The following is a 13,721-nucleotide window of genomic DNA, read 5'->3' on the forward strand; positions in this document are numbered from 1 at the left end:
GTGTCTCTCGACGAACACCCGATGGTGCTCGACGCGGCCGTATTCACCAGGATCGCCGACGACGGCCGCGAGTACCGCGTCGCCTACGTGGTACCGGAACACAACATCACACCCGAACGGGCACGACGCGCAGTTCACGCGCTGGCCGCCGCCGATCCGGATCCGTTGCCGCTGCTGGTTTCCATGGTGACCGCGATCCCGCGGGACGCCCGGGGCGAACCGGACGAGGAGGCGTTGCGCCGCCTGCCTGTGCCGGAGTCGGTCCACCCGCGCGCGGTTCCACTGCCGAATCCGGTGACCGGCCGACTGCACCTCGGGGACATGGTCGACCTGCCCAAGCCCTGGTCGGACGGCCCGTCGCAAAGCCTCACGGACACCTACACCGCCACGAGCGACGGCCCTTCCTCCCGGTGCCAAGGGGAAGCGTTGGCGATCCCCGACGGCGCGCCCGAAACCTTGGTCGACGCGTTGCTGATGGCCGCGCAGGCCGCGCCGGACAAGGGAGTCCGGGTCATCCAGGATGGGGCGGAAACGTTCCTGCCATACCCGAGCCTGCTCACGAAAGCACGGCACACCTTGGGTGGGCTCCGCGCGGCCGGGATGCGCCCCGGTGATCCCGTGATCCTGCACTCCCCCATGATCACTGAGCACATCATCGCGTTGTGGGCGTGCGTGCTTGGCGGCTTCCGTGCCGTAGCGGTAGCTCAGTCGCCCACATACGACACCCGCACGGCCGTCCTCGACAAGCTTGAACACGCCTGGCGGGACTTGTCCGAGCCGGTTGTGTTGTCCGGCGGTGCAACGGTGACCGCATTACGGGACTACGCCGCCGCACAAGGTCTTGCCGATCTGCGCGTGATCGACGTTGCCGAGTGCGCGGCGAGCGAACCGGTCGAGATCCACCAGCCGATGCCGGGCGACGTGGCCATGCTGCAACTCTCCTCCGGGAGCACCGGCCGGTCGAAGGTCATCCAGGTCACGCACCGGGGCCTGATCCGTTACGCCCAAGGCGCGCGTGCGGCCAGCCACATGAGCACCGGTGACGTGTTCGTCAACTGGCTGCCGCTGGATCACGTGGCCGGCGTGGTGATGTTCCATCTCGGTCCAGTCGTGCTCGGCTGCGACAACGTACACGTACCGACCTCGGCGGTACTCGCCGACCCGTTGCTGTGGCTCGATTTGCTGCACGACTTCGCGGCACAGCACAGCTGGTCGCCGAACTTCGGATTCGGCCTGGTGGCCGACGCGCTGGCGCGGCGACCGGGCCGGGACTGGGACCTGAGCGGACTGCGAACGCTGACCAACGCGGGCGAGCAGTGCACGCTGCCGGTGATGTCCCGCTTCGTCGACGCCGTCCGCGAATACGGCGTCGACGAGCACACGGTGGTGCTCGCGTGGGGCATGGCCGAAACGTGCACCGCGGCGACCTACCAGCACTTCGGCCCGGACGCGGTACAGCACGTGCGGCAGACCGAACCGGGTCAGGCGCTGGAACTGATCGACGAGCCTGTCGCAGGCTCGACGACGTTCCTCAGCATGGGGCGCCCGGCACCGGGCATGGAGTACCGGATCGCGGGCCCGGACGGCACGACCGAGCTCCCCGAGCTCCACATCGGACGGCTGCAGGCCCGATCGGAGCGGGTCACCCCTGGCTACTTCGACAACCCGGAGGCCAACGCCGAGGCCTTCCCGGACGGTGACTGGTTCGACACGGGCGATCTCGCGTTCGTCGCGCACGGCTCGGTGACGATCACCGGACGGGCCAAGGAGATCATCATCGTCAACGGCGTGCACTACCACTGCCACGAGATCGAGGACGTGGTCGGCGCGCTGGCCGGTGTGACGCCGAGTTTCGTCGCCGCGTTCGGCGTGCCGGGTCCCGAGGGGGTCGAGCGGCTCGCCGTGGTGTTCGTGCCGTCGGAACCGATTTCCGCCGAGGTGGTCGGGGGAGTCCGCCGCGCGCTCGCCGAGCGGTTCGGCCTCGCCTCGGTACTCCTGGTGGCCGTGGATCAGGATTCCTTCGACAAGACCACGAGTGGGAAGATCCAGCGCGTCGCGATGCGCGCGCGGTTGCAGCGCGGGGAGTTCGACCGCTGGCTGCGCGCGGTCGAACTCGCCGAATCCGGCCCGCACACCATGCCGGACGGCATCTACCGTCCACAATGGAAGGCACGCGCGTTCCGGCGCGGCCGCTCGGCCGGACCGGCACTGCTGGTGACCGAGCACTCCGACCTGGGTCGCGCGTTGCCCGACGGCACAGTCCGGAACTGGCAGGACGCGTTGACCGGCCCGCTGCCGGACCGGATCGTGCTGGCGCCGGGCCAGGAGGTGAGCACGTGCTCGGACAAGGCGCTCACCCTGGTCCACGGACTGGCCGAGCGCGGGTGGACCGGCGAGTTGATCACGGTCGGCCGGGGCCGGTACGCGATCGACGGCACCGAACCCGGCGGCTACGCGGCCGCGCTGACCGAGGCGATCTGCGAAGCCTTCGCACTGGAACACCGGGGAGTGCGGGCCTGGCACCTCGACTTGCCCGGCGGAGAACGGGATCCGGAACTCCTCGCCGACGCGCTCACCTGGTCGCACCGCGAACCCGTGGTGGCATGGCGGGACGTACCGTTGGTGCGCACGCTGACCAAGGTCACGCCGCAGCCGGGGCCGACCGCGCTGCCGCCTGGGTCGGCTTGGCTTGTCACCGGCGGATCAGGCGGTGTCGGCCGTGCGATCCTCGCCGATCTGGGCGTGCGGTTGCTGGTGGTCGGGCGAGCGCCCGCGCGCGACCTGGGTCCTGACGTCCGGTACGCCCAGGTGGATGTCGCCGACGGCGCCGCACTGGAAGCGGCGGTGGCCGAGGCGGAGCAAGCGTGGGGCACGACACTGGCCGGGGCTGTCCACCTGGCCGGGCACCACGAGCTGGCCCCGCTCACCGAGATCTCGACGAGCCGGTGGCGTGCGCAGACCCGGGCCAAAGTGGAGGGTTCGCTGGCGGTCGCGGCGGTGTTGCGAGCCAGACCGGGCAGCCGGCTGGTGGCGTTCTCGTCGCTGCTGTCGTGGTTCCCGGTGGTCAACGCGAGCGCGTACGTGGCAGGCAACCGGTTCCTGGAAGCGCTGTGCGAACACCTGGACCTGCCGGTGCATTGCCTGGTGTGGGGACTGTGGCGGAACACCGGCATGAACAGCGGCGACGATCACGAAGCCGTCAACCGCGGCCGGATACTGAGCTTCTCCTCCGACGAGGGCCGTGCGTTGCTGACGGCGGCAGTGCGCCAGTCGCCCGGAACTCTGCTGATCGGCGTCACGTCCGGCGATCCGCGGGCGCGTCGCCTGCTGCCTCCTCGTGCGCTGGAAGGCGTCCCTGCTCCGGCTGTGGACGTTTTCGGCGTCGAGGTCCCCGTCGGACCGGCTCCGATCCAGGTGACCGAGACCGCGGCCGTGCCGGATCGAGCCGGCGTGGGACGCATCGTGCGGGACACGTTGCGAGAGGTGGTGCCCGGCGGTGTCGCGGCTGACACACCGTTCTACGACGCCGGGATCGGGTCACTGGAGATGATGCGGCTGCACACGCTGTTGCAGCGCGCACTGGACCAGGACTTCCCGCTGACCACGCTGTTCAGCCATCCCACCGAGTCCGCGCTGGTGCGGCACCTGTCGGCCCAGGCCACGCGGACCGCGCCGAATTCGCGACACGACACCGAATCCGACCGCAGGATCGCGGTCATCGGAATCGCCGCGAGGTTCCCCGGTGCATCCACACTGGACCAGTACTGGACCAACCTCCTCGCGGGCACGGTCAGCACGCAGCGGTTCGGCCGGGCGGCACTGATCGCCGAAGGACTGCCGGAGTCTCTTGTGGACGATCCGGCCTTCGTGCCGGTGACCGGCGCGCTCGACGACATCGCCGGTTTCGACGCCGAACTGTTCGCGATCAGCCCCGGTGAGGCGGCGCTGATCGACCCACAGCAGCGGTGGTTCCTGCAGATCTGCCACGAGGCGCTCGAACACGGCGGGTACGCGGGCACGACTGAGCGGGTCGGGGTCTACGCCGGTAGCGGGATGAACCTCTACTCACTGCGCACGTACCTGCGCGAACACCTCTCCGACACCGACCCTGGCGACCAGCTCACCGCGTTGCAGGTGGCGATCGGCAACGAACCGGACTTCCTGGCGTCCAGGGTGTCGTACCGGCTCGGCCTGACCGGACCGGCGATGTCCGTGCGGACCGCGTGCTCGACGTCGCTGGTCGCGGTGCACACGGCGATCTCCGCGCTGCTCGCCGGGGATGCCGACATGGCGCTCGCGGGCGCCGCCGCGATGCACGTACCGCGCCTGGCCGGCTACCGGTACCAGGAGGGATCGATCCTGTCACGGACCGGCGTGTGCCGGGCGTTCGACGCGGAGGCCGACGGCACCGTCGGCGGAAACGGCGTGGCAGCGGTTCTGCTGAAGCCCCTGTCGGCCGCGCTGGCTGACGGCGACACCGTGCACGCGGTGATCCTCGGGTCCGCAGTCAACAACGACGGCGCGGCCAAGGTCGGCTACACCTCGCCGAGTGTGTCGGGTCAGACCGCGGTCATCCGTGCGGCGCTGGCCACCGCGAAGGCCGAGCCGACGACGATCGGCTACGTCGAAGCGCACGGCACCGGCACCCTTCTCGGCGATCCGATCGAAGTCGAGGCGTTGCGGCAGGTGTACCCCGGCCCCCTGCTCGTCGGATCGGTGAAGCCGAACATCGGCCACCTCGACAGCTGCGCGGGCATGGCCGGGCTGATCAAGGCGATCCTGGCCGTGCGCCACGCGACCGTACCCCCGCAAGCCAATCTGCGCACGCCGAACCCCGCCCTGCCACTGGGTTCCATCGTACTTCCCGAGACCGCACGGCCATGGCCGGTCCCGGGTCCGCGCCGGGCCGCGGTGACCGCGTTGGGCGTGGGAGGCACCAACGCGCACGTGGTGATCGAAGAGCCACCGACGATCGAGCGGCACGAGGGAGACGGGCCGTGGATCGTGCCGTTGTCGGCACGAGGGCCCAAGCCGTTGACCGAACTGGCCGGGCGGTTGGCGGAGACCGTGGCAAGCGGTGCCGTGACCGCGGGCGATGTGCTGACCACGCTGGGTTCGGGTCGCCGGAAGTTGCCGCATCGGTTGGTGGCATGGGGTGAGACCGCGGCGGACGCCGCGGACGCGTTGCGTACCGGCGGTTCGGTGACCGGGGTGGGCCGCGATCCGGGCGAGGTGGTGTTCGCGTTCGCCGGGCAAGGCGTGGACTGCACAGGGGCGGCCAAGGCTTTCATGGCCTATCCGGCGGCTGCCGATGCACTACGCCGGTGCGCCGACCAGCACCAGCGGACCTGGGGCGTCGACCTGCTCGGACCGTTGCTCGGCGACGGCCACGAGTGGACCACGGCCACGACACAGCCCGCGCTGCTCGCCTTGCAGCTCGCCCAAGCCGCGTGGCTGTCGTCGCTGGGAGTCGAACCCGACCTGGTGGTCGGGCACAGCGCCGGTGAGTACGCGGCGCTGTGTGTGGCGGGTGCGCTGTCGGTCGAAGACGCGATGCACCTGGCCGGGGTGCGGGGTGCGTTGATCCAGCGGGCGGCCGCTGGCGCGTTGCTCGCTGTCTTCGCGGACGTCGACGAACTGCCAGGTCTCGAACTCGCCGTGCGCAACGCCCCCGGTCACGTGGTGTTCGGTGGCCCGCCCGAGGTCGTCGCCGAGGCGGAGACCGAGTTGGCCGCGCGCGGGATCGAGTGCCGACGGCTGGATGTCGACCGGGCCTTCCACACGTCCACGGTCGAACCGGTGCTGGAGGAGTTGGGCCGCCAGGCCGCCGCGCTGGACTGGCAACCGTTGCGGCTGCCGGTGATGAGCGGACTGGGCGGCCGCGCTCTGCCGGTCGGCACCGTGCTCGGCGCGGACCACGTGCTCAGGCACACGAGGGAGACCAGCGACTACCGAGCCGCTGTGGACCGGTTGACTGAGCAGGGTTGTGGCACGTTCGTCGAACTGGGTCCGTCGGGCGTGTTGTCCGCGCTCGGCCAAGCGTGGCCGGAAAGTACCTGGATTCCGCTGCGGCGCAGGGGATCTGACACAGCTGTGCCCGGAGTCGCCGCGTTGTGGTGCCACGGTGTCGACGTGGACTGGGCCGCGTTCGGCAGCGGACGGCGAGTTCCCCTGCCCACCTACCCCTTTCAGCTGACCCGCCACTGGGTCGACGACGCCACGGAGGCCAGGCCCGTGTCCACCGATCTCACTGACATGGTTCTCAGCCAGGTCCGGGACCTCACCGCACGGTTCCTCGGCGAGAAACCGGAACGGATCGACGCCGACGTCCCGTTCTTCGACCTCGGCGCGGACTCGCTTCTGATGATCAACATGGTCCGCGAACTGGAGGTCACGTTCGGGGTCCGTGTCGCGATGCGCGAACTGTTCGAGGAGGTCGACACCCCGGCCCGGCTCACCGCGACGATCGTCGACCGGATGGACCCGGCCGCGAAGACCGAGCCCGCACCGGCGGAGCCGGAACCCCGCCAGGTGGCCGCCGCTCCCCAACCGGCCGCCACTCCCCTTGCCCCGCTGGCGGTCGCCCCTCCTCCTGCCACACCGGTCCCAGCCGCGCCCGTGGCCCTGGCCGGGCATGAGGCCGTCGTTCGCGAACAGCTCGACCTCATGGGCCGGTTCAGCTCGATCATGTCCGAGCAGCTCGCCGTCCTGTCCGGTCGTCAACTCGCCCCGGCACCGGTGCCGCCCGCTCCGGTCCAGCACGACCCCCAGCCCGAGCGGCACGCTCCCGACTCCGGCAGCCGGTCCGCGGCGCCGCCACCAGCCCCGGTCCAGCTTGGTCCGCGGCCCATGTCCGGGCTGTCGACCGGCATGACCGGCGGTCGCCTGGACGAACGCCAGCAGGCCCACCTCGACGACCTCGTACAGCGCTACACCGCCCGCACGGCCACATCCAAACAGATCGTCCAGCGCTACCGGCGTCCCCTCGCCGACAGCCGGGCCGTTGTCGGATTCCGGCGTGTCACCAAGGAACTGCTCTACCCGATCGCCGCACGCCGGACCCGGGGGGCGTACCTGGAGGACGTCGACGGCAACACCTACGTCGACATCACGATGGGCTTCGGCGCTCTGCTGTTCGGGCACGAGCCGAGTTTCGTGACGGACGCGGTGCGCGAGTACCTGGCGGACGGGATGCGTCTCGGCCCGCGAGGTGAGGAGACCGGACAGGCCGCCGAGCTGATCTGCGAGCTGACCGGACTGGACCGGGCGGCGTTCGCCACCACGGGCACGGAGGCGAACTCCGCCGCGTTCCGGCTCGCCCGCGCGTACACCGGCCGGACGACGATCGTCACGTTCGACGGGTCGTACCACGGGCACTTCGACCCGGTGCTGGGCCGGACCGTGCCGGACGGCGACCGGCTGCGGACTGTGCCGGTCTCGCCGGGCATCCCGGATTCCGCTGTGGCCGAGACCATGGTGTTGCAGTACGGCGACGAAGCCAGCCTCGAGGTGATCCGGCGACACGCCGACCGGATCGCCGCCGTCGTGGTGGAGGCCGTGCCGAGCCGCTACCCCGACCGGCAGCCGGTGGAGTTCGTGCGCGCGTTGCGGGAGCTCTGCGACCACTACGGAATCGTGCTGATGTTCGACGAGATGCTGACCGGCTTCCGGCCCCATCTCCAAGGGGCACAGGGCATCTTCGGAGTCAAGGCCGATCTCGCCACGTACGGCAAGGTGCTCGGGGGCGGTTACCCGATCGGCGCCATCGCGGGCCGGGCCGACATCATGGACTGGGTCGACGGCGGTTTCTGGCAGTACGGCGACGACAGCGTGCCGACCGGGGACACGACGTTCTTCGGCGGCACGTACATCCAACACCCGGTCTCGATGGTCGCGGCGAGGGCCGTGCTGACATGGCTGCGCGACCAGGGCCCTGAGTTGCAGCAACAGCTCAACGCACGCACCGAACGACTCGCCGCGACACTCAACGAGTTCTTCGCCGCGGAGGAGTTCCCGGTCGCGATCCACCACTTCGGCTCGCTGTTCCGGTTCGCGCATCGGGGAAACCTCGAGCTGCTGTTCCACCACCTCGTCCTGTCGGGGGTGCACGTCTGGGAGTGGCGCAACTTCTTCCTGTCGACGGCGCACACCCAATCCGATGTGGACTTCGTGGCCGACGCCGTCCGCAATTCACTGTACGACCTGCGCAGAGGCGGTTTCCTGCCAGGGCGCCCCACGCCCGCTCCCGCACCTCAGGTGACTCTGCCGCGAATCGCCGACAGTGCACCCGGCACGACCGCCGTGGCGCCGACCAAGCCGGACTTCAGCCTCTACTTCTTCGGCGACTACCCGCAGGACCTGGACGGAGACAAGTACGCGGCCATCCTCTCCGCCGCCCGGTTCGCCGACCGGACAGGGATGCACGCGGTGTGGTTGCCGGAACGGCACTTCGACTCGTTCGGCGGCGTGTTCCCCAACCCGTCGGTGCTGGCCGCCGCCATCGCCGCACAGACCAGCCGGGTGCGCATCCACTCGGGCAGCGTCGTTCTCCCGCTGCACGACCCGATCCGGGTGGCCGAGGAATGGTCCGTTGTGGACAACCTGTCCGGCGGTCGCGTGTCGCTCGGCCTGGCCAGCGGATGGCACGCGCGGGACTTCGTGCTCGCACCGGGCGTCTACGGCCGGCACCGGGAGGCCATGTACGAAGGTATGCAGACCATCCGCCAGCTGTGGCGTGGTGAGTCCGTGACCCGCACCGCGGGCAATGGCGAGCCGGTGGACGTACACCTGTTCCCGAGGCCCGTCCAGCGGGAACCCGAGTTCTACACGGCGATCGTCGGAAACCCGGACAGCTACCGGCAGGCCGCGAAAGCCGGGCTCGGGGTGATCACGAACCTGATGGCGCAGAGTGTCGACCAGCTCGCCGGGAACATCGCGCTCTACCGCCGCACTCGCGCCGAGCATGGTCTCGACCCGGCAGGCGGGCGGGTCGTGCTGCTGCTGCACACGTACCTCGGCGCGGACACCAGGGAGGTTCGAGCTGAGGCGTTCGGTCCGTTCTGCGCCTACCTGCGCTCGTCGTTGTCACTGTTCGGCCAGGTCACCAACAGTCTCGGATTCGCGATCGACCTCGAGAACACCGCCGAGGAAGACGTCGAATACCTGCTTTCGCGCGCGTACGAACGGTACTGCGTCGACCGGGCGCTGATCGGCAGCCCGGCTGACTGCGAACCGATCGTGCGCGGGCTCGCCGAACTCGGCGTCGACGAGATCTCCTGCTTCATCGACTTCGGCCTCACACCCGCCCGGATCACCGCCGGGCTGCCGGAGATCAGCCGCCTGCGTGCCGCGTTCACCACGGAGTCCGAGATCCGGCCGATGCGCCCGGCCGAGCGCCAGATCTGGTACCTCGAGACGGTCTTCCCCGACCGGCCGACCTACAACGAGACCATGCTCGTCCGGCTCGACGGCGAGCTTGACGTACCCGCGCTGCGCCAGGCGATGAACGCCGTGGTGGCCAGGCACGAAGGACTGCGGTCGGTGTTCCGCGAGGTCGACGGCGAGCCGAAACGGGTCGTGTTGCGCTCCCGCGAGATCGCTTTGCCTGTCGTCGACGACCTCGGTACCGCTGTCGCCGACGCGGCGGCGCGGGTCGCCGCGGAACAAACCCAGCAAGCGTTCGATTTGGCCCGTGGCCCGCTGTTCGAGCCGTCGCTCGTTCGCCTCGGCGAGCGCAGTCATCTGCTGGTGCTGCGCATGCACCACCTCGTCGTGGACACGTGGTCGGCCGGGATCCTCACCAACGAGATCGGCGCCTGCTACCGGGCAGCGCTGGCGGGGAGCTCGCCTGAACTGGGTGCGGCGCCCGCGCTTCCCTCGTACCCGCCGGTGCCCGAGTCCGCGTTGGCCTACTGGACCGACCTGCTCGCCGGTGCGCCGCGCGATCTGCCGCTCCCCACCGACCGGCCACGGCCCCCCGAGCCATCCGGTCGCGGCGCCTCGATCGGACTGACGGTCGGCAGCACCCAGCTCAAAGAGGTGGCCCGCCGCAACCGGGTCACGCAGTTCATGGTGCTGTTCGCCGCGTTCGGTGCCACCTTGGGCAAGCTCACCGGTGAAACCGACCTGGTCATCGGCACTCCGTTCGCGCATCGGCCGCAAGGCGCGGAACACACGGTCGGGTTCTTCGTCAACATCCTGCCGCTGCGGCTGGGCGTGCCGGACGACGCGTCGTTCACGGACCTCGTCGTGGCCGCCCGCAAGCAGATCCTCGGCGCCCAGGAACACGCTGAGGTGCCGTTCCCGGAGATCGTGCGCGCACTGGGCGGGCCGATCGACCCGTTGCGCAACCCGATGTTCGATGTCGCGGTGGAGTTCGACAACGAGGCTACCTTCGAGCTGGACCTGCCAGGCGTGCGCGCCACGTTGCTCGACGCGGCGGTCGACCGGGCACCCCTGGACCTGACCCTCTTCCTGACCAACCTCGGTGACGAGATCCGCTGCCGGCTCAACTACAACGCCGACCTGTTCGACGCCGTCACCGCACAACGAATCCTGACCACGTTCGAGCAGGTGCTCACGGCGGTCGTCGCCGCTCCGGACCGGCCGCTCGGGGAACTCGCACCAGCCGACCAGCTCGCCGAGTGGCAGGACGGCGGACCGGCACCGTGCGAACCGACGGTCCTGCACTCCGGCCTGTCCTCGGTGGACAGCGTGGCCGTCGTGGACGGCGACACCACGGTCAGCCGTGCTGAGCTCAACCACCGGGCCGCCGCCGTGACCGCCGCACTGGACGTGCCCGCAGGCACTCCGGTGGCCATCCACCTGCCCCGCGGCGCCGACGCGATCGCCGCGATCCTTGGCGTGCTCCGCGCCGGTGCGTACTACGTTCCCCTGGACCCGGAACAGCCACCGGCACGACTCGCCACCATGATCGCGGAAGCGAACGTCACTACTGTCCTGACGCACTCGACACTCGTCGAGGCGCTCCCGCCCGGCCTGCGGACCATCCATATGGACCGGTTGCCGACCGGGGCCGGCACCGAGTCCACAGTGGTGCCGGACGACGTCGTCTACGTGTTGTTCACCTCCGGCTCCACCGGTAAACCCAAGGGCTGCGTCGTTCCGCACCGCGCGATCGCCAACACGATCGGCTGGTTCGTCCGCGACCTCGGCATCACCGAGGCGGACCGGATGTGCTGGTACTGCAGCCCTGGCTTCGACGCGTCGTGCACGGAGGTCTGGCCCGCGTTGCGTACGGGCGCTCCCCTGCACATCGTCCCACCGGAGCTGCGACTCGATCCGGCGCGGCTGCGCGACTGGATTGTCGACAACGGGATCACGATCATGTCCGCGCCCACTCCGGTCGCCGAGCAGCTGCTCGATCTGCCGTGGCCGCCGGAGGTCTCGTTGCGGCACCTGATGACGGGCGGCGACCGGTTGCACCGCCGTCCGCAGGAGTCGACACCGTTCCAGGTGTGGAACATCTACGGCCCCACCGAGGCGTCGGTGGCGTCCACCTGGACAGCCGTGCCCGCCCACGGCGACGGGCCACCGACGATCGGGCGTCCGGTGCCCGGTACCTGGGTTCGGGTGCTCGACGACTCAGGGCGGCAGGTGCCGGTCGGCATGCCCGGCGAGCTGTACGTCGGCGGTGCCCAGCTGGCCAAGGGGTACCTCAACGCGCCCGAGGAGACGGCGGATCGGTTCGTCGATCTGGACGGGAGCCGGGCGTACCGCACGGGTGACGTCGTGCGCTGGCGCTCCGACGGACAACTGGAGTTCCTGCACCGCAACGACGCCCAGTTGCAGATCCGCGGCAACCGGGTCGAGCCGGGCGAGATCGAGTTCGCACTGCGCGACCTGACCGGAGTGCGGGACGCGGCCGTGCGGGGGTTCACCGACGACGAAGCCCCGTGGCTGGCCGCCTACGTCGTGCCCACCGCACCGGACGTGACCGTATCCGACCTCCGAGCCGCGCTGGGCGTTCGCGTACCCGAGTACATGGTCCCGTCCGTTTGGACGTTGCTCCCAGAGCTGCCGTTGAACGCGAACGGCAAGCACGATCGTGCCGCGCTACCCAAACCTGTGCGCGGCGACAGCTCGAACGGCACCGCTCCGGCGAACGAGGTCGAGCGCAGGCTGCACGACATCTGGTGCGCTGAGCTCGGACTCACCGATGTGAGCGTGGACAAGACGTTCTTCGAGGTGGGCGGCCACTCGCTGACCGCGATCCGGGTGGTGAACCGGATCAACGCCGAGTTCGGTCATCCGCTGGATGTGCTGGACTTCCTGCGCGCACCGACGATCACCGCGATCGCGGGCAAAGTCGCCGGTACACAGGTCGAGACCACCGCACCAGTCAGCACCGGACAAGCCGCCACCTACCAGGTCACCAAGCACAGCGACGCGCCGCACGTGCTCACGATCGCGACCCGCTTCGCGTTGCGCGGCCGACTCGACCAAGCCGCCCTGCGGACCGCCCTCACGACATTGGCCACCCGGCACCCACAACTGCGTACGCGCTACGCCAACGACGGCGCGGTCCAGGAAGTGCTGGTCCCGCAACCGGTGGTGCTGCCGGTGGTCGCGGTGTCCGAGGACGAGTTGGACGAGACCGTGCTCGACTGGGCATCCCGGCCGTTCGACCTGCTCAACGCGCCAGGGTTCCGGCCGGTGCTGTTCACCGTGGCCCACGAACGCGCGGAACTGCTCCTGGCGTTCCACCACGGGTTCATCGACGGCTGGTCGATGCCCCAGATCATCAAGGAGCTCGGAGAGCTGTACGGCGGCGGATCCGACCTCGCGGACCTGCCAACGGACTACCTGGACTTCACGCGCTGGGAGCGGGAGCACCTGGCCGCTCCGGACACGCGCGAAGCGATCGCGGCATGGGCCGCGCAGGCCAAGCGGTTGGGCGCGGAACCATTGCTGCTGCCCACCGACCGTCCTCGATCGGACCATCCGAGCCGCGTGGGCGCGGTGATCTCCACGGCGCTGCCGAACACGTTGGCCGACGAGGTGGTGAGAGCGGCCAGCGAGCGCGACACGACACCGTTCGCGGTGCTGCTGGCCGGCTTCGCGGCCTTCGCCCACGAACTGACGGGCGTGGCAGCCGCGGTCCCGCAGTGCGGGGCCGCCAACCGGACGGATCCCCGGTTCGACAACGTCGTCGGCCTGTTCAGCAACTCCTCGTGGCTCGTGGTCCCCGTCGCGGACGCCACCTCGTTCGACGAGTTGGTCACGCGCGCCACTGCCGCGATCCACGAGCGCCTGCGGATCCAGTCGGTGCCGTCCGCCGTGCTCAACGAGGCGCTCGGTGGCTCGTTCGCGAACAACCCGCCACGGGTCTTGTTCAGCATGTTCAACCTCCGCATGCCCGCGCTGGACCTGAAGGGTCTCGAACCAGCGCCCGTGGTGGACATCGACCTGCCCGTGGCGAGGGCCGAGCAGGCCTGGGGGATCCTGCCGACAGACGACGGCCTGAAGTTGCAAGTGGAGTACTCGACCGAACTCTTCGACGCCGACACGGTCAAGTCATGGCAGGCGCACTACCTGGATCTGCTGGGCCGTTGCCTGACGGATCCCCAGGGACGAGCCTGGACGCCGAGGCCGTAGACCTGACCGGAGCTGTATCTGCGTGGTGCCGGTGTGCTCTTGTCCTCCGGGGGCGGCCGTTGTCGTCCTGCCGCTTCGTGCTTTGGTCGCGGCAGGACGACGGC

General features: G+C 69.8%; 1 protein-coding gene. It reads left to right on the forward strand.

What is annotated here, in order from left to right:
• The gene (locus ALI144C_RS19235) at positions 1 to 13,617 is read left to right on the forward strand and encodes a hybrid non-ribosomal peptide synthetase/type I polyketide synthase (protein WP_076988504.1); all 13,617 of its coding nucleotides are present in this window, start codon (positions 1 to 3) and stop codon (positions 13,615 to 13,617) included.
• The last annotated feature ends 104 nt before the right edge of the window (positions 13,618 to 13,721 follow it).

This window comes from Actinosynnema sp. ALI-1.44, from assembly GCF_001984155.1.
GTDB lineage: Bacteria > Actinomycetota > Actinomycetes > Mycobacteriales > Pseudonocardiaceae > Kibdelosporangium.